Genomic DNA, 24,796 nt, shown 5'->3' with positions numbered 1-24,796 from the left:
GTGTATAAACATGCGTAATATTAAATTAACATTGGCTTATGACGGCACGGCGTATCATGGTTTTCAGCGCCAGATTAACGCGATCGGGATACAACAAGTACTAGAAGACAAATTGGCAAGGATTGTCGGTCATACATTCAGGATTCATATGGCTGGCAGAACTGATTCTGGGGTTCATGCTTATGGACAAGTCGTCAATTTTAAAACCACTAGCAGAATACCCGTAGATCGTATTGCAATAGCCTCTAGGAGTTTACTGCCGTACGATATTGTAGTCCTTGATGCCCAAGAGGTTCCAGATAGCTTTGATGCTCAATATAGTGCGCAAAGTAAAATATATGTGTATAAGATTTATCAGCATACCGTACCAAATCCCTTTCTTCGGAATCTGGTATGGACTATTCCACAAACATTAAATGTGCCAGCAATGAAAGAAGCAGCACAAACAATCATCGGAACCCATGATTTTTCAGCTTTTCGAGCCTCGGGAGGAGCAAGTGTTAGTCCTATTCGCACAATTATGGCAGTTGAATGTCAACTTCAGGATCGGATATTAGAGCTTTCTTTTTGGGGAAATGGTTTCTTATATCATATGGTGCGTAATTTAACTGGTACATTAGTGAATGTGGGGTTAGGAAAGACTTCTTTAGAGAAGTTTAAGACCATCTTTGAGGGACGAGATCGAAAGAAGGCAGGTGCTACAGCACCTGCTCATGGACTATACTTAAAAGAAGTTCGATATTAAACCTAACAAACTGTGGATAACTCAAAAAAAAGTGAATTTACATGCCGATATTCCTTGACATTGTCCAGGTAATTTAATACAATGTTTTTATGAGATTTATGCCATGACTTCCGTTAGCCCCGGAGCTCAAGGAAACAAAATCAATTTTTTTTGTAATGTTGTGACAAGGAGGTATATCGCATGAAAACATTTATGGCAAATGCTGCCACCATAGAACGTAAGTGGTATGTTGTAGATGCAGAAGGTAAAACTTTAGGTAGATTAGCTGCCGAAGTAGCAAAAGTTCTTCGCGGCAAACATAAACCAACATTTACTCCGCATGTTGATACCGGTGACCATGTTATCGTCATCAACGCTGATAAAGTAGCATTAACTGGTAAGAAGTTAGTACAAAAAACATATTTCCGTCATTCTGGTTATGTAGGTGGAACTACATTCGTGACTGCTGGTAAAATGCTTGCAGACAAACCAGAAAGAGTGCTTGAGCTGGCTATTAGGGGTATGTTACCTAAGAACCGCCTTGGCCGTCAGATGTATCGTAAATTGCAAGTATATCGTGGTGCTGAGCATCCGCATGCTGCGCAATTACCAGAAGTATTAGAAATTAACGTAAGATAATCCGGAAAGGAGGAACATATTATGGCATTGGTTACTTACTACGGCACAGGTCGCAGAAAAACCTCGGTTGCCAGAGTTCGTCTGGTTCCGGGTGAAGGCAATATTCTAGTTAACGACCGTACTATTGCAGAATATTTTGGTCGCAAAACGTTAGAACTTATTGTAAAACAACCCCTTAATTTGACAGAAACTCTTGGCAAATACAATGTGTTAATTAAAGTGGAGGGCGGCGGTCCTTCAGGACAAGCTGGCGCGGTTCGTCACGGTATTTCTCGTGCATTACTTAAAGTTGATGCTGAGTACCGTCCATCTTTGAAAAAAGCTGGATTCCTTACTCGTGATCCACGTGAAAAAGAGCGTCGTAAATATGGTTTGAAGAAAGCGCGTAAAGCGTCTCAGTTCTCCAAACGCTAAAACTAGCAAAAATAAAACCCCTGCAAATATTGAATTTGCAGGGGTTTTTTTCTTTTATAGAATCAGAATTTTAACCCTAATTATCTTTTCTCAGTGTTCTCTGTGCCTCCTTTTTACTTTATGAATTATTAAGGACCATTAGAGCAAGGTAAGCCTAATATAAAAAAACAGCAAGCAAAGATATTCTGCTCGCTGAAAGCAAACGTATTATTTCACAGGTTTGCTTGATTTCATTACAACTGACAAAGCCATCGTTGCTACCATTTCAGCATCGTTAGACTTTGCTCCATACTTTTTAGCTATACTTTTAATTTCATTTCTAAATTTTCGTTCGTCGAAGTCAATAATCATACAATCACCTCCCTTCGAGGTGAAATATTAATGAAGTGCAAATTACGTAGACTCCACATTATAGTGTATGTATTCTAAAAAAATATTGGTACTGTTTATTATGTAAAAAGCCGATTAGGTTCTTTTTTTGATGATGATGTGAATCAATTCCAGGGGAACGTTGACATCTATGCAGCTAACTGGCTGCTTATGTTGTGCAGGACTTAAGTTTTAAATATTTTTCAGGAGCTACCTCATTTTTGATGAGTTGCAAAAGTAAAACCCTAATCAATATTTGGTGTTTTTACAAATTACTTACTAATTTGTAAAAATTTTTATATATTTGAAGGATAATATTATTTTTTATTGAATAATATAAAGATATATTCGTAATTATCAGAAATTATAAAGGAGGTAATTGTCATAAGTCATGATAGTAATGGTCTTACTGCCCCAATATTTAGTAGAGACAAAACTGCAGCAATTATTGTATCTGATAGTGGATTCTTTTTCTTAAACTTAAAAACAAAGCAAGGTAAAATTATTGGAACAACACGAGCTGAAGCAATACAACATTTAAAAGATATGGATAAGATTGATGATTTTCCAGAATTATAATGTAAAACTAAGCGTCCTGTAGGGCGTTTTTGTTTTTTAGAGGATAAGAATGTCCCTCCGCAATAAGGAACGTATCCTTTGGATATGTTCCTTATTGCGGAGGGATATTCGCTGGGTCGATACTATAGAAATAGTGTATTAGTGTGCGTTGCTTTTCTATTGAATGATCTTTATACTGCTATTTAAACCAGCAATGCTATTGGAGAGTGCAATAATATTAGTCAAATTGTCGATTGGATTAGCAGACTGTTGTTTAAGGATTTCTTTTAACACGAGCATTGTAAACAATGCAATCGCATTACCAGTAGTTGTAGCTAATCTAGGAAATTCAATTGCTTTACAAGCCTTTTTTTCTAATTCCTCAAGATTTGGAATTCCATTAGGGATTATATTGCAATTCATTGGCTTTCCCTCCTAATCCTTCAGTGTTAATACTCCTAATATATTCAGGAGTATTCATTTTGTACCGATTCGTTATATTCCATAATTATCTATCATATAAAACAGGGTGAAATTATGTGAAACAAAAAAAACGCTTATGGGGCGGCCCTTTTTATAAGCATAGAAAGTATAAGTTTTTAGGTGCGAAAAAGGTCAGATATTATGAACCACAAAGGAATGCAAAAAAATAAATAAAACCCCTTTGTGTCCTTTGCGTCTTTGTGGTTCCAATTGCTTTATACGGCTCTTCGCTAGGAGATAATGTTATCTTTTTGCGAAGTTGTTGAGTATGCCTTTAAAGGATTATCTAATCTCCCTCTTATCTTTTGAGTGAGGCGTTGCTTTTTTATTTGAAGATTACGTTATAAAAAACGATAAATAAAGTATGTTATAAGAAGGGTATTCAAATAATGGAGGGGAGAGAATGTGGCTGGATGTGCCTGATGCGCTTGAAGTAGGACTTATTATCATTGTAGTAACTGCTTTGTGTATCTATTGGCTAACTCATTCGGATCGCGTTTAAAGACAGTATTCGCTCTTATTATTAAAATTCGCCTTGCTTTTAAATGAAGTAAGGCGGTTATTTTTTTATTTTATAGAAGGGGACACTGCATAATAAAAGAAAAAAGCCGTTGGAAAATCCAACCAGCTTTTGGTATAATACCTTTTGGGAGAGGTCATAACTCTCCCAAAACTGAATAGGGGGGTGAAATCTATGTGGGTTTCTCCACGAGTGATCGTCTGGCTGATTATTGTACTAGCAATAATCATGCTTAAGCCAGAACATATCACTATCTGGTTCAAGTAACCTCCGCTATCCATAGCAACCGTTCCTGTTGACGCAGGGGAGGTTGCTTATTTGTAGTATAGTCTTATTATACCCATATTTATGCTGATTGTAAAATTAAATATAGAAAAAGTTGAAGAGTTACATCATCGAGATGCAGGAGTGTTTTTCTTCTGTGTAGCAGGAAATATGGCAGGTAAGGTATAATAATAAAGAGTAATGATATAAGAATGGAAGGGGTTAGTTTATGAGAAAAATCATAGTAATGCTAGTTTTTTCAATGTTGTTGATGCTTTCTAGCGTAGCTTTTGCTAGCTTGGATGACAACAGGGTTTCGATTCAACAACAATATGGAGATTATCGCTTGGTGATTGATTCTGACAATCAGTTGTGGACAAGAGCCGATTGGGAAGAAAAAGGTTTTAAAAAAGCAAAAGCTGCATCTTATCGTTATTCTTTTAGCCGCCATGGAATAGGTATACAGATGGAAGTCATGTATGCAAATAATAAACCTGATGCAGTAGTGGCAGCGCAGCGGTTTACCCCAGATATGCCAATTACAATTAAAGAGTTTAAATTATACTTTCCAGAAGTATATGCTTTGACAAAAGCACCAAAAGCTAATTTTTTTGCAACTCACAACTCAATAAGCCGAAATTTCCAAGAAGGGGAGTCCCCTGTAGGTATGGGCATACTCATTAGAGAATTGTCAGGCGGTAAATATTATACATTGGTTGCCTTCAACATCCAAGATGAAGGTCGTCTGATTAAAGATATTGAGAATATTGATGAAGATACATATATTAGGGAATTTATCATTGAACGCGCTTCACGCACGACAGTACATGACAATATGGATACAAGCAACCCAGAATGGAAACCTATTAAAAATTATTTTAACTAAAAAAGAGGCCGTTGGCCTCTTTTTTTTTAGACCACTTTGTGTCCTTTGCGTCTTTGTGGTTCCTTTCGATTCGTTTAATATATTTTAGTTTTTTTATTTTGCTGCATTCCCTATGCCATAGGCACCAGATCCAAAGTAAATGGTATTCAAATACATTTCTAAGATTTCTTCCTTTGAATACCGCAGTTCCATATTCATGGCGAGCGTCCATCCAAGGCTTAAAGGAAACGTTGGTTCCTTTGGTGCTCCTCAGGCTTCTTTAGGATTTGAGACAGATGGCTTACTAGTGAGACATATTTTAAAGAATGCCGGCCGTTTGGGAGTGAATGTAGTAGAGCTGACAGATGATAAGGCCAAAAACAATTACCTGCATTTAGAGCTGGACCATGGAGCACTGGTTCCGCTTTACTATCTGAAATGGGAACTGCAACACATTTTCCGACATGTAAAAAACGTATTTGGCAAAATATGGACTATTCTGGTAATATACAAAAAAACCCATTGAAAATAATGGGAAAAGATGGTATGATAAAAATACAAAAATTGTAAAGTCATAAAATTCGTGTTGAGTCATCTAATTCATTTGAAGCTTGATATTGATTATGTTTACTCGGCATGATTTTACAAAGGTGAATTATGAATAACTTTCAAATATATCAATTACACCTTAAATCAACTTTCTTTAAAAATTATTGTTATATTATTTTTGATAAAACAACAAATCTAACAGCTATTATTGATCCTGCTTGGGAATTAGAAACTATCGAAATATTTTTAAAGAAGATAAATGCAAACTTGGCTACGATTTTGTTAACCCATTCACACGTCGATCACGTCAATTTAGTCAATCCGCTATTGAAAAAATATAATCCTCAAGTAGTAATGTCAGTTAAAGAGATAAATTATTACAATTTTACATGTAATAATTTAAATCCAATAGAAAATGGTGATTCTATTAAACTCGGTAATACTGATATTAAATGCCTTTTAACTCCTGGTCATACAGTGGGAAGTACATGTTTTCTTTTGCCGGATAGTATATTTACAGGGGATACCATATTTACTGAGGGTTGTGGGGGTTGTAGTGCAGATGGTGGAAATCCGGAAGAAATGTATTATAGCATTCAAATGATTAAAAATACTATCTCTCCTAAAGTATCCGTATACCCTGCCCATTCATTTGGTAAGAAACCAGGATATCCTCTAAAATATCTTTTCGAGGAAAATATATATTTTCAAATTAACAAACTAGAACATTTTATAGCCTTTAGAATGCGCAAGGAACAAAAAAATATATTTACCTTTTATTGATATTTTTTCAGAATTTGCAAAACATGTTTTTTCTCAGTTGGAAAATTGGCAATGACTCAAACAAAATGTAGAAAGGGTAATTTTATGGATTGGTATGTGCTATTTGTAAATACAGGAAAGGAAGATTTGGTACAAGAATGGCTTCGTATTCATTTCAATGAATCAGTTTTAGTTTCCGTTATTCCCCGAAGAAAGATTATGGAGAGAAACGGCGGAAGCATAAAACATGTTCTAAAAAAGATGTTTCCTGGTTATATTTTTATTTGCACCAATATGAATATAGAAACTTACTATAAACTAAAAAGTATTCCAGGCATTATCCGAATATTAAAAACTGGAGATTACTATACAAGAATAGTTGATGATGAAATGTTTTATATTCTGAAACTTTTAGATAATGATGGGGTCGTAGATTATTCTAAGATTTATATACATAATTCAAAAATTATTGTTAAAAGTGGTCCCCTTAAAGGGATGGAAGGGCTAATGGTAGAGGTAGATAAACGTAAAAATAGAGTTAAAATAATTCTGAATTTTATGGGTGTGCCAAAAAAAATAGATTTAGGAATTGAAGTAATTTGATCATAAGGACTGAAAAAAATCAGAGGGATACCTGTTTGGTGTTTCGGCCCATATAGGTGACTAATGAGGTTATAGATGTGGTATATAAAGGTAGTGTAGGCTTTTTTACATGAAAGGTAAAACTATGCTTTTAACATGGAGTATTTGTTTACTTAAGTATTAACCATAAATTTCATCAAACCGATGTTTTTGATGTCAATATAAATGATTGAAGAATAAATTAAATTGATAGCATTCAGCAAGTCAAACTTGATTTGCTGAATTTTTTCATCCTAGAAGAAAGTGTAATCCTTCCTTTTAGGATAATAACAGATCGAATTTGGATGTCACATAAGACTCAGTACGAGTCGGGTTGCTAATTATAAACTAAAGGATGAAGAGTAAATGAAAAAAAATATTGTATTTATGTTTTCGGGCCAAGGATCTCAATATTACCATATGGGGAAAGAACTATACTGTAAAAATGCGGTATTCAGGCGATGGATGTCAACATTAGATGACATAGTATATAAAAATGTTGGTCTTTCAATTACTGATGAAATATACAATAAAACAAAAAGTAAGGCTGATAACTTTGATCATCTTTTATATACTCATCCAGCTATTTTCATGGTGGAATATTCATTAGCACGCGTATTAATAGAAAGTGGAATTGAGCCTGATTATGTTTTAGGAGCAAGTTTAGGAGAATTTACTTCAGCAGCAGTTGCCGGTATTATTTCGGTGGAAGAAACGATAGAATGCCTTCTGAAGCAGGCAAAGTTAATTGAGAGCTGTTGTGAATTAGGGAGTATGATAGCAATAATTCACAATCCAGAACTATATTATCAAGTTCAGGAAATTTCACTTAATTCAGATTTAGCAGCAATTAATTACTTTTCTCATTTTGTTATTTCTGGCAATAGTAAAAAGTTATTAAAAATTGAAGAATATTTAATAAATAGAAATATTACTTTTCAAACAATTCCCGTGAGATATGGTTTTCATTCTTCGAACATTGACTCAATAGAAAATGAGTATATAAAAAAAATACACAAAATTTTTTTTAAAAAACCAGGAATACCGATTATATCTTCTTTACTAAGTGGTAATGCTATCGAGTTTTCTCCAAAGTATTTTTGGGATATTGCAAGGCAACCGATTTATTTTGAAAAAACAATATTAAAATTTGAAAAAATTGGTCAGTTTAACTATATTGATTTGGGACCATCTGGAACATTGGCTAATTTTGTGAAGAAAATTTTGAATAAAGATTCTTTATCACAAATTTATGATGTGTTAACTCCTTTTGGTCAGGACATTAAGAAATTCGAAAAAATAAAAGAAAGGATGTTTTAATTAGAAATTTATTATAAAAGGAGATAAGAAAGAAATGATTACATTTATTTTTCCTGGACAAGGTTCTCAGACTAAGGGAATGGGTGGAACACTTTTTGATAAATTTAAGGAATTAACGGCAGAGGCGGACGAGATCTTAGGATATTCAATTAAGGAACTTTGTGTGGAAGATCCAAACTTAAAATTAAGCCAAACTCAATATACTCAACCTGCTTTATATGTTGTCAATGCATTGTGTTATCTCACGGACAGGGAGTATTCAATATTTAATAGGGCGTGGCGAAATGCAATTTGAAGAAATCGGAGTAGGTAAAGTTTTAAACGGATTAGTTAGAATCAAACAAGAGGCGGAGCCATTGGTTGGCTAAATTGATGCAATGTTTTGCATGGGGCCTTGTCTCCTTTTTGCGATGTGTTTTGTGAAAAGCATTGTTACCAGGAAGGATGGCAGGTTCCCATTTATATTTAACTTTACAAAACAATTTATTTAAAAGGAGAAGAAAATGAATAAAACAGATATTTTTGAGATTATTGTACGCCATACTTACGAGGTAATTCCAGAATTAGAAAGTGAGCTAATTAAGCCTAGCGATCAACTGGCACAACTGGGGGCAAACTCGGTGGATCGCGCTGAAATTGTAGCGATGACAATGGAATCTTTATCCTTGGAAATTCCTCGAGTGGAGTTGTTTGGGGCAAAAAACATAGGAGAATTAGTCGATGTGTTATATGAAAAATCAAAATCAGTCTGATATTTTTATTACAGGCATAGGAATTACCTCGGCTATTGGGAAGGGAAAAACTGCTTTTACCTCAGCGTTAATGCAAGGGCAACATGCATTTGATGTGATGCAGCGTCCAGGACGACAAAAAAAGACCTCATTTATAGGTGCTGAGATACCTTTGTTTCCTTTTCCAGAGCATTTTTCAAAACGAGTGCTGCGGACAGCATCCTTTTCAGGGCAAGTAGCCATGATTACCCTTCAGGAAGCTTGGGACGAGGCGAAACTAGATGCCATAGATCCTAGTCGTGTTGGCTTGGTAATTGGCGGATCTAATCTACAACAACGGGAACTGGTGCAAATGTATGAAACGTATCAAGATCGCGCCCGTCTTGTGCGTCCAACCTATGGAATATCCTTTATGGATAGTGATTTGTGTGGACTTTGTACAGAACAATTTGGGATTAAAGGATTTGCTTATACGGTGGGAGGGGCTTCCGCAAGTGGTCAACTGGCAATTATTCAGGCAATTCATGCGGTTCAAACGGGGCAGGTTGACATATGTATTGCTATGGGAGCGTTAATGGATATTACGTACTGGGAGTGCCAAGCATTGCGATCTTTAGGTGCTATGGGAACTGATCGGTATGCAAAGGAACCTGCAATGGCTTGTCGTCCTTTTGATAAAAATCGGGATGGGTTTATTTATGGAGAATCCTGTGGTGTAGTTGTGATAGAGCGCGCTGATTTTGCCATGAGGCGTCAGGCAAAACCTTATGCTAGAATTTCAGGCTGGGCTATAGGAATGGATGCTAATCGCAATCCGAATCCCTCCTGCGAGGGAGAGGTTGGGGTGATAAAAAAGGCCTTAGAGTATGCGAAGATATCTGCTCAAGAAATTGATTATATTAATCCTCATGGAACTGGTTCCATAATTGGAGATGAAATAGAAATAAAAGCAATTCGGGACTGTCAATTATCTCATGCCTATATCAATGCGACTAAATCCATTACTGGTCATGGGTTGAGTGCAGCTGGCACTGTAGAAGTTATTGCAACTCTTTTGCAAATGAAAGAGTCTAGACTCCATCCTACGAGAAATTTGGAAGATCCTATAGAATCATCCTTTAATTGGGTTGGTGCTGAATCTGTAGAGCATGATATTGGACATGCTCTAAGTTTAAGTATGGGGTTCGGTGGAATTAATACTGCAATTTGTTTAGAAAATACAAAGTAGTTATGTGAGGAGAGAGAATATGGTTTCTGTTGGAATTGAAGCGATAAATGTTTTTGGAGGGACAGCGTATTTAGATGTGGGGCAATTAGCACAGCATCGTCAATTGGATACCACAAGATTTGAAAATTTATTGATGAAAGAAAAGGCCGTAGCCCTGCCGTATGAAGATCCGGTCACATATGGGGTTAATGCGGCCAAGCCAATAGTGGACTCCCTTTCTGAAAAAGAAAAAGATCGGATTGAGCTACTCATTACATGCACGGAATCTGGCATTGATTTTGGAAAGTCTATGAGTACCTATATACATCACTATTTGGGGCTGAATCGGAATTGTCGTTTGTTTGAACTCAAACAAGCCTGCTATTCTGGTACTGCTGGATTTCAAATGGCAATCAACTTTATTTTGTCCCAGTCCTCGCCTGGTGCTAAAGCTCTGGTGATTGCAACGGATATTTCTCGATTTATGGTAGCTGATGCGGGAGAGGCCTTGAGCGTGGATTGGTCTTTTGCTGAACCAAGTGGAGGCGCAGGAGCTGTGGCCATTTTAGTCAGTGAAAGTCCTTATGTATTTCAAGTAGATGTGGGAGCCAATGGATACTATGGTTATGAGGTAATGGATACGTGTCGTCCCATTCCGGATAGCGAAGCTGGGGATTCGGATTTATCCTTATCATCTTATTTAGATTGTTGCGAGCAGGCCTTTTTAGAATATCAAAAACGAGTAACTGGTGTAGATTATGAAAAAACATTTCAGTATCTTGCCTTTCATACCCCGTTTGGCGGAATGGTAAAAGGGGCGCATCGGAGCATGATGCGCAAGATGCTCAAAGCCAAACCACCTCAGATAGAAGAGGATTTTGAGCAGCGTGTTATGCCAGGAATGAAATATTGTCAACGTGTCGGAAATATTATGGGAGCCACCATATTCCTGTCTTTGGCGAGTACGATTGATCAAGGGCGGTTTGATTCTCCTAAACGAATTGGCTGTTTTTCTTATGGATCGGGTTGTTGTTCTGAGTTTTATAGTGGGGTTGTCACAGCACAAGGGCAAGAATATCAGCGCCGTTTTAGGCTGGAGGATCAATTAAATGAGCGCTTTCAATTATCTATGGATGAATATGAAGCCTTATTGAGAGGCAGTGGTGCAGTGAAATTCGGGACCCGTAACGTTAAGTTAGATTTTCAATTTATTCCGGGAGCGTTGGTCTCGTGTAAAGGAAAAGAACGATTATATTTAAGAGAGATCCGAGAATTTCATCGTGAATATGAGTGGATTTCATGAATTATCAAACGATTCAAGTTCGTTTTCAAGATCCGGTTTGTTTCATACAGTTTTATCGTCCAGAATTCAATAACACCATTAATGAACGTTTGATTGAAGAATGTAATCAAGTGTTAGAATTGTGTCGAGAAACGGTTACTATCGTGGTGTTGGAAGGTTTGCCTGAAGTTTTTTGCTTTGGGGCTGATTTTAAAGGTATGTACGAAAAAATAGCAAGTGGAAAACAATGTGAACAAAATCCTGAACCTCTATACGATTTATGGTTCAAATTAGCAACCGGACCATTTATAACAATTTCTCATGTTCAAGGAAAGGTGAATGCAGGAGGGGTAGGATTCGTTGCAGCCAGTGATATTGTGCTTGCTGGTCAGACCGCACAATTTAGTTTATCTGAACTGTTATTTGGGCTTTTGCCAGCTTGTGTTCTGCCGTTTTTAATTCGTCGAGTCGGATTTCAAAAAGCCCACTATTTAACCTTGACAACTCAAGGGATATCTGCACAACAAGCATATACATGGGGCTTGGTAGATGCCTGTGATGTTCAGAGCGAAGTTCTGCTTCGTAAGCATTTACTTCGTCTTAGACATTTGTCTAAAACAGGGATTTCACGTTATAAACGCTATATGACCGGGTTATATGACTCGCTCCTTCAATCCAAATCATTGGCGTTAGCGGCAAATCAGGAGGTATTTTCTGATCCGCGCAATATGGAGGGAATTTTTCGGTATGTAGAAAAGGGGCAGTTGCCGTGGGAAGATTGAAGATGTTAGTGATGAAGATGTAAGAGATAAAGGTGCTCTATATTAGAAATTCTTTTGAAAGGGGATAGCAAAATTGATTACATATATTTTTCCCGGTCAAGGTTCACAAAGTATAGGTATGGGTGGAACACTGTTTGATGAATATAAGGAGTTAACTGACGAGGCAGATGATATTTTAGGATATTCAATTAAGGAATTGTGTATGGAAGATCCACACTCAAACTTAGGCCAAACTCAGTTTACTCAACCTGCGCTGTATATAGTTAATGGATTAAGCTATCTTAGAAAAATAAGAGAAACAGGAAAAAAGCCAGATTACGTTGCTGGTCATAGTTTGGGGGAATATAATGCATTATTTGCGGCTGGAGCCTTCAGTTTCGGAGAAGGGTTAAAATTAGTGAAAAAGAGAGGAGAGCTAATGAGTCATGCTACTCGCGGTGGCATGGCTGCAGTAATTGGACTAAATGAAGAACAAATAACAGACGCTTTAGAGCAGAATAATTTGCAGAGTATTGATATTGCTAACTACAATTCGCCAACACAAATTGTGATTTCTGGTTTGAAAACTGATATTGATTGTGTAAAACCAATTTTTGAGGGAATCAAAGATGTACAGATGTTTATCGTCTTAAAAACAAGTGGAGCTTTTCATTCGCGCTACATGAAGGAGGCTAAAGAAGAATTTGCATCGTTTTTAAATAGCTTTATATTTTCAGAGTTAACAATTCCCGTAATATCAAATGTTCACTCCAGACCATATAAACAATCTGATATTAAGCAGAATTTGATTGATCAGATTACTCATCCGGTAAAATGGACGGAGAGTATTCGATATTTAATGGGTCTTGGAAAAATGGAATTTTTCGAGATCGGAATAGGTAATGTTTTAACTGGATTGGTCCGGCGGATTAAAAAAGAGACCGAGCCGTTAGTGATTAAAAGTATTGAGATAGACAATGATCATTCTGTGCCAACGGCAGCAGAAATTGCAAGCGGCTCTAATGTAGTGAAATTGGATGAGGCTAGTCAGGGACGCTTAACAGCGGAATTTGATCCTTCATCATTAGGAAGTCTCGAGTTTAAAACAGATTATAATCTCAAATATGCATATGTAACTGGTGGTATGTACAGAGGGATTGCTTCGCAGGAGATGGTCGTAAAAATGGGAAAAGCGCAAATGATGGGTTTTTTTGGATCAGGTGGTTTGGCTTTATCCGAAGTAGAAGCTTCAATTCAGTATATTCAAAAAGAACTATCCGCAGGAGAAGCTTATGGATTGAATTTATTACATAATCCAAGTAATCCCGACATGGAAGAAAAAACGATTGATCTCTTTTTAGCATATGGAGTAAAAACTGTAGAAGCAACTGCTTTTTTTAGTGTTACGCCAGCGTTAGTAAAATATCGTGTGAAAGGATTAACACGGGATCAGCACGGGAAAATCATTGCTAGAAATATGATTATTGCTAAAGTATCTCGACCGGAGGTGGCAACAGCGTTCTTAAGTCCGGCACCGGAACGGATTATCGATAAACTACTAGCCGAACAAAAGATCACAAAGGTAGAAGCTGATTTAGCAAAAGAAATTGCCATGGCAGATGATATTTGTGTTGAGGCAGATTCTGGCGGTCATACGGATGGCGGAGTTGCCTATGCTTTAATGCCGGCGATGATAAAATTGCGAAATGAAATGATGGAAAAGTATCAGTATCATAGGAAAATTCGTGTTGGAGCCGCTGGTGGGATTGGAACCCCTGAAGCCGCTGCTGCAGCGTTTATATTGGGAGCTGACTTCATTTTGACGGGTTCAATTAACCAATGCACAGTAGAAGCGGCTACTAGTGCTGCAGTAAAAGATTTATTGCAGCAAATGAATGTCCAGGATACTGACTATGCACCGGCGGGAGATATGTTTGAGTTAGGCTCCAAGGTTCAAGTGTTAAAAAAGGGGGTATTTTTTCCGGCTAGAGCCAACAAATTATATGAATTATATCGTCAATATAGTTCTTTAGACGAAATCGATGAGAAGACTAAGCTGCAAATTCAGGAAAAGTACTTTAAACGAAGTTTTGAAGAAGTTTATAAAGAGGTCAAATCTTTTTATCCCGCTCAAGAAATCGAAAAGGCGGAACGTAATCCTAAACATAAAATGGCTTTAATTTTTAGATGGTATTTTGGGTATAGTAGTCGTCTTGCTTTAAATGGTAGTGAAGAATCTAAGGTAGACTATCAAATTCACTGTGGTCCAGCCTTAGGAGCTTTCAATCAATTTGTTAAAGGGACAGATTTAGCAAACTGGAAAAATCGACATGTTGATGAGATAGCAGAGAAAATAATGACTGAAGTGGCGGAACTATTAAATCAACGTTATCACAATTTGCGATTGGCTAATAGTTAGTAGCCAAAAATAGATTTTATACCGTACGGTCATTTAGTTGAACGTTAATATATATGTTATCCACTTAAATAATTACTTATGTGGGACGTAGCACATTGCTGATTAGAGAAGGAGTAAGAATAAATGTTAATTGAAAATATTGAATTAACAATGAGCCATGTTGGTTTAGGGGTTTTAAACGAATATGCTTTACTTTTGCTATTTGGAAACGCTCATAGCCATCAACTTACACTTAACACTGGAATACTACCAAATCAAATTAAGGATAACCAAGGTTTAACCCTTTATCCGGCTTATTTTATGACCCATTTAAAAGTTCCTCCGTGTTCCAATTTTTCTTCCTACAAACTTTGGGATAAAGTTTCAGTAGGTGTTGATGTGGCTCGCTTTGGGGAAACAATCTTAGAGTCTTCCTATGTACTTGGGAGAGACGGAGAAATAGCACCAAATGCCAGCCAGTGGGATTTAAATAAACAGCCTTCTATGAGAGCTAATAGTTTAATAGTAGTAGATGTCGGAGAAAGTGCAGTTGAATCCCGAAAAGTCTCTGTTCCTAGGTCGGAGTGCTTTGCCGTTTTGCCTAAGCTATCGAAAACCCCGGAAGCGATATTAAGATCGAAAAATATACGTAGTAACGGTTTTGGTAATAAAGCAGAAAAAATTAAGATAAAGGAGCCAATAACGTATTATGTAGCTAATGATCAAGATGCGGCTCCAGGACATGCTATGGTTTTTGCAAAATTTAGTAAAATTATGGATTGGGCCGAATTTGTAGTGTTATCACAAAAGCTTAAACCAGGTTTCCCATCGAACGTTCTGCAGTATTTATCGTTACTTGAGAGGGAAACTTTCTATTACGGAAATTGTTTTGCCGGTGAGACATTAGAAGTTTACTTGCATGGGGACATTAAAGAGTGTGATTCTAACTACCACGGTGATTCACTGCAAACTATTTCAGTTGCGATTTTAACATATCAGATAGAAATATACATACAAAGAAATAATACTCTTCTGGCTATAGCAAATGTAAAAAAACTTCTTGCTATTCCAACAGCTTTTCAGGACTTAATTCCAGATATTAAACGTATTATCAATAATATGTAAAATTATGCGATGATTATAATTCAATTAAGGGAGTGATTTGATTGGAACGAACAAAAGAAAGTATTGAAAGTGCTATTAAACAAATTCTGGACCAAAAATCTTACAAAGTACCCGATATAAAAGATGAGTTAAGAATTATCGAAGATTTGGGATTTTCATCACTTGATATTGCCCAGTTAATTGCACATTTGGAAATGGAATTAGGTATAGATCCTTTTTCGGAAGGGGCACTAATTTCAAGTATAAATACAGTAGGAAGCTTGTGTAATGTTTATCAAAGCTGTGTGCATGGAAAGAAATAGGGACTATGAAAATGAGTAATAAGATTAGATTTTAAAGACAACCGTTTTGTAAATAGTAGGTCGGTTTATTCTATAAAATAAAAAAAGAGTAACTTCAGTAGGTTATGTAATCAACTGAAGTTACTTTTATTAAACGAGGGAGTGATTTAATTGGTAGAAGTAAAAAAAGGTATTGAAAATGCTATTAAACAAATTTTGGATCAAAAATCCTACAAAGTACCTGAAATAAAAGATGAATTAAGAATTATTGAGGATTTGGGATTTTCATCACTTGATATTGCTCAGCTAATTGCACATTTGGAAATGGAATTAGGTGCAGATCCTTTTTCCGAAGGGGCATTAATTTCAAGTATAAATACAGTAGGGAGGATGCGAAAATGAGTAATTTGAGCTGGATTATAGATAAAATGCAAGAGGTTCAAAATGATGATTTTTTTATACTTAAAGATAAATCTTACCGTTATCTTGATCTTATTAAAAATGTAAATACATGGAAAAGTGAGTTGGGAAAATTAGGGGTTGCTGAAGGGGAATGCGTTGCCATAATAGGAGATTACTCTCCCAATGTTATTTTTTTGCTATTAGCCCTAATTTTAAACAAAAACATAATTGTTCCAATTGGAATAGAGTCAAAAGAGAAGCAAGAAGAAATGTTTTTAGTTGCTAAGGTTAATAAGTATTTTGAATTTAATGAAGATGATACATGGAGTTATTATCCAGTATCAGGAGATTCAACGCACCAACTATTAGATAGGTTAAGGATGGATAATGAATCGGGCATAATTATTTTTACTTCAGGTACATCAGGAAAAAGCAAAGCAGCAGTATTATGCACTTCCAGGCTTATAGAAAGATATAAAACTGCTAAGCGAAAACCATTCCGAACAATGGTATTTTTAAAATTAGATCATATTGGTGGAATAAACACGCTCTTTGCGATTATGTTCAATGGCGGTACAATAGTAACTTCTCAAGAAAGGACACCGCAATCAGTCTGTGAAGCGATTCAAAAGCATAAAGTCCAGTTGTTGCCTACAACTCCTACTTTTTTAAATATGCTAATCATGTCAAAGTTTTATGAGAACTATGATTTGTCTTCATTAGAAATTATAACTTATGGTACGGAGCCAATGCCCCAGTCAACATTAGCGTCGATGAATAGTATATTTCCATCAGTAACATTAAAGCAAACATATGGCTTAACAGAGTTGGGTATTTTCTCAACGAAATCAAAGGACTCTCATTCTAAATGGATGAAGGTGGGGGGCAGAGGTGTTGAGATGAAAATTGTCGATAACATTCTTTGGATACGGACTAGTGCAGCAATGTTAGGATATCTTAATGCCCCGTCACCTTTTGATAATGATGGCTGGTACAATACTGGTGATCAGGTTGAAGTTGACGGCGAGTATATAAAAATATTAGGAAGGAAAAGTGAGATTATAAATGTTGGAGGAGAAAAAGTTTATCCAACGGAAGTGGAAAGTGTTTTGTTAGAAATACTGAATATCAAGGATGTTTTGGTATCAGGAAAAAATAGTCCTATAACCGGTCAAATTGTGGTTGCCACAGTTGTCCTTAATGAACCGGAAGAAATAAAAGATGTAAGAAAGCGAATTATTGATTATTGTAAAGAGCGTCTTTTGCCATATAAGATACCTACATTAATAATGGTATCGGATAAAGAGCTGGTAAGCGAAAGATTTAAGAAAATGAGAAGCGGGGTAGCGATATGAATAATGGAAAAGTTGTTTTAGTTAGCGGTGGAAGTCGTGGGTTGGGTAAAGAAATTATTCAGTACCTTCTAGAAAATGAGTTTATTGTTGCTACATTTAGTAGAAGTGAAACTGATTTTATAAAAGTGCTTAGAGAAGGAAATGATTACAAAGACAATTTCTATTGGGAGTCTTTGGATGCAAAAGATTATAATTCTTTAAAGGCATTTGTATTTAATGTTTATAAAAAATATGGGAAAATTGATGGCTTGGTTAATAATGCTGGTGCTACCCTTGAACAATTGCTCCCGGTTACCAGGGAAAATGATATTAACGACATTATCAATTTAAATTTGGGTTCTGTTATTCATTTAAGCCGGCATGTTTCACGTGTAATGCTCAACCAAAATGATGGTGTAATAATTAATATAAGTTCCATTGTAGGTGTAAGAGGGTTCAAGGGCACATCAGTTTATGGTGCTTCTAAAGCCGCTTTAGATGGGTTTACCAGATCTCTTGCACGAGAGTTAGGTAGTAAAGGTATACGCGTTAATGCCATATCTCCAGGCTTTATGGATACCGATATGACAAAGAATATGTCAGCAGGTAAGAAGGCACAAATTATTAGAAGAACACCTCTTGGCCGATTAGGCAAGGTAGAAGACGTGGTTGGATTAGTAAGATTTTTATTCTCATGTGAGGCTGGTTTTATAACAGGACAGTCCTTTATCGTAGATGGTGGCCTGACCTGTTAGAAAATGCTATTTCTTAAGTGGATAGATAGGATTATTATTTGGGAGGAGGTTTTCTAATGGAATGTATAAAGGAATTTTTAAAAAAAATTATAGCAGAAAAACTCGGTATTGAAAAAACGGAAGTTGATTCAGATGCAGCATTTTTTAACCTTGGAGTCACATCCATAATCAGTGAAGAAATATTGGCGTCATTAAATCAAGTGTATCAAAATCTTTCTTCAACTTTGTTGTTTGAATATCCGAATATCAATAAACTTAGCTATTTCCTGGATTTACAAGAACGGAAGCCGGGATTTGCTCAGGATTTAAATGAAAAAAATAAACATACTGAAATTTCGAATAATAATGAATTACTAACAACTGAATATTCATTGAGTACGGACATTCAGGAAACGATTGTGCCAGTTGCTACTATATCTGGTGATGTTGAGAAAGTAGAACAAAGAAGAGGATATGATATTGCAATTATAGGACTAAGCGGAAAGTTTCCTAAGGCCGATGATCAGTTTGAGTATTGGAGAAACCTAGTTGCGAACAAGGATTGTGTTGAAGAAATACCAGAAGATAGATGGAATTATTTATCCTTCCATTCGGAAAACAAGGGCAGTGAGAATACAACTTATAGCAAATGGGGCGGGTTTATTGACGATGTTGATAAATTTGATCCTTTGTTCTTTGGCATTTCTCCTCGGGAAGCTGAATTAATGGATCCCCAACAAAAATTGTTTTTGACTTGCTGCTGGGAAGCTATGGAGGATGCTGGCTACGGCAGAAGGGAGTATCAACAAACAAGAAAGATAGGTGTGTTTGCGGGGGTTACATGGAATGAGTTTTCTTTATGTTCCCATGAAGAAGGGTTTTTGCAAGGACAGTACAAAGGTCCCGGTTCCTTATATTGGGGCATTCCTAATCGTGTCTCATATTTTTTGGATTTGACTGGGCCAAGCATTGCTATTGACACTGCCTGCTCCTCTTCATTAGTTGCCATTCATCAAGCTTGTCAGGCGATTTTAGCTGGTGACTGTGAGATGGCTCTTGCAGGAGGGGTTAATCTTAGCTTACATCCCAGTAAGTATATTTTTTTAAGCGACTCCAATTTTCTTTCCACTGAAGGTAAATGCCGTAGTTTTGGAGAAGGCGGAGATGGTTATGTCCCGGGGGAAGGTATAGGAACTATTCTTCTTAAGCCCCTTGATAAAGCAATTAAAGACAAGGATTATATTTATGGAGTAATCCGTGGTTCAGCCACAAATCATGGTGGTAAAACTACAGGATATACCGTGCCAAATCCTGAATCACATAGTGATTTGATAAGTACTGCTATTGAAAGAGCACAGATTCATCCAGAGGATTTGAGCTATATTGAGTGTCATGGAACCGGAACTGCTTTGGGGGATCCTATCGAGGTTAAGGGACTTAGTCTGGCCTTTAAAACCTATACTCAAAAAAAACGTTTTTGCGGCATTGGTTCGGTAAAATCTAATATTGGGCATCTTGAAGCAGCATCAGGTGTAGTTGGTTTAATAAAAATTTTGTTGAGCATGAAATATAAAATTCTTCCTGCCAGTATTCATTCTGATGTTTTAAACCGTAAAATTAATTTTAATGATTCACCCTTTTTTGTAATCCGCGATAATCAGGAATGGGGCATTCAAAGTGGCAAGAGCCTTCTCGCAGGAATCAGTTCTTTTGGCGCCGGTGGTTCAAACTCCCATCTTATAGTGGAATCCTTTGATAATATCCATCAATCTAATAGCGGTGATGGTAAAATAAATCAAGAGATGTTTATGTTATCGGCTCAAACCGAAGTGCAACTGATTGCATATGCCAATAAAATGGCTTCTTTTATTTCCGAATTGACCGATAATCCATCAGTATTACAGCAGTATAATTTACGAAATATCGCTAAAACGCTTCAGACTGGTAGGGAAACCTATCGTTACCGTTTGGCGGTTCTTGCTGCGTCGATAACAGAACTTCAACAAAATTTACAGAGTTTTGTTTGTGGTAATACTGATAATAAAAATATTATCTTTGGAGAGGCTTTAGAATCGAATAAATCGATTAGTAAGTCATCATCAGACCTAGAATCAGTAGATGTAGAAGTATTGGCTTCGTTGTGGGTAAAAGGAGATATAGATAATATTCAGATTGAATCAGGAGAGGAGTTTCTAAAAGTTCCTCTTCCTACCTATCCATTTCTAAAGGAAAAATCTTGGCTTACCGAAAGCGAAATACTTTACGAGGGGAAAATACCCTATAGCAGTGATACTCGTTTACATCCTCTACTTGATGTCAATACCTCCACCTATAAAAAAGGGCGATTTAAAAAAGTATTTTCAAAACGAGAATATTTTTTAAAAGATCATCTAATTAATAATCGTTATGTGCTTCCAGGAGTTTGCCATTTAGAGATAGCAAGTGTTGGGGGCTCTCTTTTTAGAGAACAAAAGGTGATAAGCCTTAAGAACGTATTGTTTATACATCCGATTGCAGTCGGTGATCATCCTGAAGAGGTTGAGATTGAGTTTACTCGTGAAGAGAATGATGATTTACATTATACTATTCAGAGTGCTTATGAGACAGGAGGCTTACAATTTTCTCAAGGAAGTATTAGTTATAGCCAAAGTGAATCTTTCTTACAAAATTTGTCTCCGGTAGATTTGGCAAAGCTGAGATTGAATTTTGATAAAAATACGACAGTTGATGAATTTTATAAGTTATTCGCTAGGATAGGAATCGTCCAGAAAAAAAGCTTTCAGGTTATTCGCGAGTTCTTTTTTAAGGAAACCGAAGCTTTCTCAAAAATAGCACTTCCATTGGAATTGGAATCTGATTTTTCCCAATACCGCTTACATCCTGCTTTAATGGATGGAGCAGTTCAGACAGCAATGGCTCACGTATTGCTGTCGCAAAAAAAACCATTGCTAATTGTACCATTTCATTTTAGTGAAGTTAACATACTAAAACCGCTTACGACTACTATTTATGTTCACGCCGTCTTAGAAAAGACCAATCAATATAAAATTATGATTTTTGATGATCAAGGGGTACTGACGGTAAATGTTAAAGGGTTTATTATAAAGCAAGTAAAAGAGAGTCAGAATTTTGCTTTTTCTACTGAGGCACTAGGAACTCTGATGTTAAAGCCTTGCTGGAAAGAGCAAGCTATTTCTTATGTAGGAGAAGAAGCTATTTTACCTGCCTATGATCAGCATCTGGTAATACTCTATACTCCTGGTGCAGTTTCTCAGGATAGTATAGAAACGAAAATGAGAGGAGTGGCGCGCGCGCAGCGTTATCTCATTTTTAACACTCAGCAGGAAGGCAGCAAGGAATTCCAAACTTATGCTGTACAAGCATTCGAGGAAATACAAAACATACTCAAAAATAAGCCTACGGGCAAAGTGCTAATTCAGATTGTCGTTTCTATCCAAGGGGAACAGCAACTCTTCGCTGGAATCTCCGGACTGTTGAAAACGGTTCAACTAGAGAATCCAAAAATCATTGGGCAGCTGATAGAAATAGAACCAGGAGAAAATGTTGAAGAAATTGTAAAAAAACTGATAGAGAACAGTCGAATTTCTACTGGTGGACAGATACGTTATCAGGAAGGTAAAAGGTTTGTTGCTGATTGGAGCGAAGTTGAATCATTATCTCAGGAAGGAGTAAGCCTTCCTTGGAAAGATCGGGGTGTCTACCTTATTACTGGAGGCGCGGGAGGTTTGGGCCTTATATTTGCAAATGAAATTGCCAATAAGGTCAAAGATGCGACGCTGATTCTCACAGGACGATCTCCTTTTAACGCAGCCATGCAAACTCAATTTAAGGAATTGAAGGCAAAGGTAGAATATAAGCAAGTTGATGTGACGCAAGAACTTGCAGTTGCAGACTTAATCCAAAGTATCAAGATAGACTTTGGAACCCTTAATGGTATCATCCATAGTGCGGGAGTGATCCGAGACAACTTTATCATCAAAAAGACCAAAGAAGAGTTCTTAGAAGTCCTTGCACCTAAGGTTACAGGATTAATGAATCTAGATCAGGCAACAAAGGATTTATCTTTGGACTTTTTTGTTCTCTTTTCTTCCATATCGGGAAGCTTAGGCAATGCAGGGCAGGCTGATTATTCTACTGCCAACACCTTTATGGATGCCTATGCTAAATATCGTAACCGTTTGGTGATTTCAAAACACCGTCAAGGTCAAACACTATCAATTAATTGGCCGCTATGGAAAGAGGGCGGGATGTATGTTAATGAAGAAACCGAAAAAACGATGAGAGAAAGTATGGGGATAATCCCCATGGCAACCAAGAACGGCATTCAGGCATTGTATCAAGGCTTGGCTTCTGGTCAGTCCCAAGTGATGGTGATGGAAGGTAAGATCGTAGGAATGAAGCATAAATTGCTTTCGATTATAAATCCGACCATTTTAACACCTGAATTTATGGAAAACCCAGACGTACTTGAAAAACAGTCCCAAACTGAAGTTGCAAAATCACTATATAGCATAGAAGAAAAACAGGTAGGCGCAACCATTGGACAAGATATACTCCAGGCAAAGGCAATAAATTATCTCAAAAAACAACTTGCGGCTGTTATTAAGCTTCCCGTACATCGCATCGAGGCAGATGCTCAGTTAGAAAAGTACGGAATTGATTCGATTATGGCAATGAAGTTGACTAACCAATTAGAAAAAACATTCGGATTATTGCCGAAAACATTGTTTTTCGAATATCAAAATATTAAAGAATTAGCCGAATATTTTCTTCGAGCTTATCGAGATCGACTTTTAGAGATGCTGGGAGTTGAGGCGGAAACAGAAGTAACTACCAATAATGTAAAAGATTCAATAGCAATGACAAAAACTGATATGCCTATTCTAACAGAAAGACAGCCAGCTGCAACAATTGGATCAGATATACTACAGGGAAAAGTATCAAAGTATCTCAAAAAGCAGCTTTCAGATGTTATTAAGCTTCCCGTACATCGCATTGAGGCAGATGCCCAATTGGAAAAGTACGGGATCGATTCGATTATGGCTATGAAATTAACTAATCAATTAGAGAAGACATTTGGTTTATTGCCGAAAACATTGTTTTTTGAATACCAAAACATTACAGAACTGACTGGATATTTTATGGAAGCCTATCGAGAACGCCTTATCGAATTATTGGGAATTGAAGAAATAGCAGCAACCACCATTAATTTTGAAGATCCAATAGCTGTGGCAGAATCGGTAGATTCCGATAAACGAAATTGGAAAGAATTGAGGTTGGCTGAATTGCGGGAGGAAAAAGCAACAGAGGCCTTAGATATTGCTATTATTGGTATTTCTGGACGCTATCCGGGGGCTAGGAATATAAAAGAGTATTGGAATAATCTAAGGGATGGTAAAGATTGTATTACGGAAATTCCTAAAGATCGTTGGGATCACAACTTGTACTTTGATGAAGATAAGAACAAACCTGGAAAAACTTATAGTAAGTGGGGAGGATTTTTGGATGGTGTAGATCAGTTTGATCCGCTATTCTTCAATATCTCACCCCGTGAGGCGGAAATAATGGATCCGCAGGAGCGTATATTCTTAGAGTCTGTCTATGAAGCAATAGAGGATGCGGGATATACTGGAGAAAACATTAGTAATCAGGAATATTTTGGATTAAAAGGCAATGTAGGAGTTTTTGCTGGGGTCATGTTCGACGAGTACCAGCTCTATGGAGTCCAGGAAACCCTACAAGGCAGACCAACTTCGCTATGGGGGGTTCCGGCATCTATTGCTAATCGGGTGTCCTATTTGTGTAATTTCCATGGTCCTAGCATGACAGTAGATACGATGTGTTCTTCCTCATTGACCGCAATCCATTTAGCATGTCAAAGCTTGCAGCGAGGAGGCTGTGACCTAGCGATTGCAGGCGGCGTCAATGTTTCGATACATCCTAACAAATATCTATTTTTGGCGCAGGGCAAATTTCTATCAAGTAATGGTCAGTGCCAAAGCTTCGGGGAAGGAGGCGACGGCTATGTGCCGGGAGAAGGCGTAGGGGCGTTGCTTTTAAAACCGTTGTCAAAGGCTATTGCTGACGGGGATCACATATATGGAATAATCAAAGGAACCGCAATTAATCATGGCGGAAAAACCAATGGATATACAGTTCCTAATCCCAATGCTCAAGCTAGTGTTATTAGTAGAGCCCTTGAAGAAGCAGGAATAGATCCAAGGACGATTAGTTATATTGAAGCTCATGGTACCGGGACTTCCTTAGGAGACCCAATTGAAATCGCTGGTCTAACAAAAACTTTCCAAAAATATACCAAAGAGAAGCAGTTCTGCGCTATCGGCTCGGTCAAGTCGAACATTGGGCATTGCGAGAGTGCGGCAGGTATTGCTGGGGTGACGAAAGTACTGTTGCAGCTCAAGCATCGGCAAT

22 protein-coding genes and 1 pseudogene are annotated in these 24,796 nt (G+C 37.0%); 20 read left to right on the top strand and 3 right to left on the bottom strand.

What is annotated here, in order from left to right; all coding sequences use genetic code 11:
• Nucleotides 1-10: 10 nt before the first annotated feature.
• The 3 genes from truA (at nt 11) to rpsI (ending at nt 1,777) form a co-directional block, all read left to right on the top strand.
• Nucleotides 11-745, top strand: coding sequence for a tRNA pseudouridine(38-40) synthase TruA (gene truA / locus LMF89_RS17040; RefSeq protein ID WP_229536145.1), 735 nt, complete (start codon nt 11-13; stop codon nt 743-745).
• Nucleotides 746-925: 180 nt separating this feature from the next.
• Entirely contained in the window at nt 926-1,363 is a 438-nt protein-coding gene (rplM, locus tag LMF89_RS17035) for a 50S ribosomal protein L13 (RefSeq protein ID WP_007961573.1), read from the top strand.
• A gap of 21 nt (nt 1,364-1,384) precedes the next feature.
• The gene (gene rpsI, locus LMF89_RS17030) at nt 1,385-1,777 is read left to right on the top strand and encodes a 30S ribosomal protein S9 (protein WP_007937653.1); all 393 of its coding nucleotides are present in this window, start codon (nt 1,385-1,387) and stop codon (nt 1,775-1,777) included.
• A 207-nt stretch (nt 1,778-1,984) separates the two neighbouring features.
• Here the strand turns inward: rpsI and LMF89_RS17025 are convergent, their stop codons facing one another.
• Nucleotides 1,985-2,128: a hypothetical protein gene (locus LMF89_RS17025; protein WP_229536144.1), complete on the bottom strand. Its 144-nt coding sequence runs from the start codon at nt 2,126-2,128 to the stop codon at nt 1,985-1,987.
• Nucleotides 2,129-2,881: 753 nt separating this feature from the next.
• A complete protein-coding gene (locus tag LMF89_RS17020) occupies nt 2,882-3,127 on the bottom strand; it encodes a hypothetical protein (protein ID WP_229536143.1) in 246 nt (81 codons plus the stop codon).
• A gap of 1,073 nt (nt 3,128-4,200) precedes the next feature.
• On the opposite strand from LMF89_RS17020, the gene LMF89_RS17015 reads away from it, so the two are divergent.
• Complete coding sequence (locus tag LMF89_RS17015) at nt 4,201-4,857, top strand: hypothetical protein (RefSeq protein ID WP_229536142.1); 657 nt, start codon at nt 4,201-4,203, stop codon at nt 4,855-4,857.
• Between the two features lie 96 nt (nt 4,858-4,953).
• Here LMF89_RS17015 and LMF89_RS17010 read toward each other — a convergent pair.
• A pseudogene (locus LMF89_RS17010) lies at nt 4,954-5,061 on the bottom strand (transglycosylase domain-containing protein); the annotation flags it as partial.
• Here LMF89_RS17010 and LMF89_RS17005 point away from each other — a divergent pair.
• The 16 genes from LMF89_RS17005 to LMF89_RS16930 all read left to right on the top strand — a co-directional run.
• Nucleotides 5,054-5,362 carry a class III extradiol ring-cleavage dioxygenase family protein gene (locus LMF89_RS17005; protein WP_229536141.1) on the top strand — a complete coding sequence of 103 codons (309 nt, stop codon included), beginning with the start codon at nt 5,054-5,056 and terminating at the stop codon, nt 5,360-5,362. The pseudogene LMF89_RS17010 and the gene LMF89_RS17005 sit on opposite strands and share 8 nt — an antisense overlap.
• A 131-nt stretch (nt 5,363-5,493) precedes the next feature.
• Nucleotides 5,494-6,168 (top strand): MBL fold metallo-hydrolase, encoded by a 675-nt coding sequence (locus tag LMF89_RS17000; RefSeq protein ID WP_229536140.1) that lies wholly within the window; start codon nt 5,494-5,496, stop codon nt 6,166-6,168.
• 84 nt (nt 6,169-6,252) lie between these two features.
• Nucleotides 6,253-6,750, top strand: coding sequence for an antiterminator LoaP (gene loaP / locus LMF89_RS16995; protein WP_229536139.1), 498 nt, complete (start codon nt 6,253-6,255; stop codon nt 6,748-6,750).
• Nucleotides 6,751-7,134: 384 nt separating this feature from the next.
• Complete coding sequence (locus LMF89_RS16990; protein ID WP_229536138.1) at nt 7,135-8,088, top strand: acyltransferase domain-containing protein; 954 nt, start codon at nt 7,135-7,137, stop codon at nt 8,086-8,088.
• A 34-nt stretch (nt 8,089-8,122) separates the two neighbouring features.
• Nucleotides 8,123-8,383 (top strand): acyltransferase domain-containing protein, encoded by a 261-nt coding sequence (locus tag LMF89_RS16985; protein WP_229536137.1) that lies wholly within the window; start codon nt 8,123-8,125, stop codon nt 8,381-8,383.
• Nucleotides 8,384-8,591: 208 nt separating this feature from the next.
• Nucleotides 8,592-8,840, top strand: a complete 249-nt coding sequence (locus tag LMF89_RS16980; RefSeq protein ID WP_229536136.1) for an acyl carrier protein — start codon at nt 8,592-8,594, stop codon at nt 8,838-8,840.
• Entirely contained in the window at nt 8,809-10,047 is a 1,239-nt protein-coding gene (locus LMF89_RS16975; RefSeq protein WP_304622612.1) for a beta-ketoacyl synthase N-terminal-like domain-containing protein, read from the top strand. Before LMF89_RS16980 ends, LMF89_RS16975 begins: the two co-directional genes overlap by 32 nt.
• 19 nt (nt 10,048-10,066) lie before the next feature.
• Nucleotides 10,067-11,329 (top strand): hydroxymethylglutaryl-CoA synthase family protein, encoded by a 1,263-nt coding sequence (locus tag LMF89_RS16970; RefSeq protein ID WP_229536135.1) that lies wholly within the window; start codon nt 10,067-10,069, stop codon nt 11,327-11,329.
• Nucleotides 11,326-12,090 (top strand): enoyl-CoA hydratase/isomerase, encoded by a 765-nt coding sequence (locus LMF89_RS16965; RefSeq protein WP_229536134.1) that lies wholly within the window; start codon nt 11,326-11,328, stop codon nt 12,088-12,090. Before LMF89_RS16970 ends, LMF89_RS16965 begins: the two co-directional genes overlap by 4 nt.
• A gap of 73 nt (nt 12,091-12,163) precedes the next feature.
• Entirely contained in the window at nt 12,164-14,488 is a 2,325-nt protein-coding gene (gene fabD / locus LMF89_RS16960) for an ACP S-malonyltransferase (RefSeq protein WP_229536133.1), read from the top strand.
• Nucleotides 14,489-14,611: 123 nt separating this feature from the next.
• The gene (locus tag LMF89_RS16955; RefSeq protein WP_229536132.1) at nt 14,612-15,592 is read left to right on the top strand and encodes an LnmK family bifunctional acyltransferase/decarboxylase; all 981 of its coding nucleotides are present in this window, start codon (nt 14,612-14,614) and stop codon (nt 15,590-15,592) included.
• 41 nt (nt 15,593-15,633) lie between these two features.
• Entirely contained in the window at nt 15,634-15,894 is a 261-nt protein-coding gene (locus tag LMF89_RS16950; protein WP_229536131.1) for an acyl carrier protein, read from the top strand.
• Between the two features lie 150 nt (nt 15,895-16,044).
• Nucleotides 16,045-16,275 (top strand): acyl carrier protein, encoded by a 231-nt coding sequence (locus tag LMF89_RS16945; protein WP_229536130.1) that lies wholly within the window; start codon nt 16,045-16,047, stop codon nt 16,273-16,275.
• Nucleotides 16,272-17,630 carry an ANL family adenylate-forming protein gene (locus tag LMF89_RS16940; RefSeq protein WP_229536129.1) on the top strand — a complete coding sequence of 453 codons (1,359 nt, stop codon included), beginning with the start codon at nt 16,272-16,274 and terminating at the stop codon, nt 17,628-17,630. Before LMF89_RS16945 ends, LMF89_RS16940 begins: the two co-directional genes overlap by 4 nt.
• Nucleotides 17,627-18,364: an SDR family NAD(P)-dependent oxidoreductase gene (locus LMF89_RS16935; protein ID WP_229536128.1), complete on the top strand. Its 738-nt coding sequence runs from the start codon at nt 17,627-17,629 to the stop codon at nt 18,362-18,364. The genes LMF89_RS16940 and LMF89_RS16935 overlap by 4 nt, the downstream gene beginning before the upstream one ends.
• 56 nt (nt 18,365-18,420) lie before the next feature.
• The coding region (locus LMF89_RS16930; RefSeq protein WP_229536127.1) for an SDR family NAD(P)-dependent oxidoreductase at nt 18,421-24,796 on the top strand (6,376 nt) is incomplete at its 3' end.

Origin of the sequence: Pelosinus baikalensis (assembly GCF_020819555.1) — a bacterium.
Classification (GTDB): domain Bacteria; phylum Bacillota; class Negativicutes; order DSM-13327; family DSM-13327; genus Pelosinus; species Pelosinus baikalensis.
This window is presented reverse-complemented; position numbering and strand designations above follow the sequence as displayed.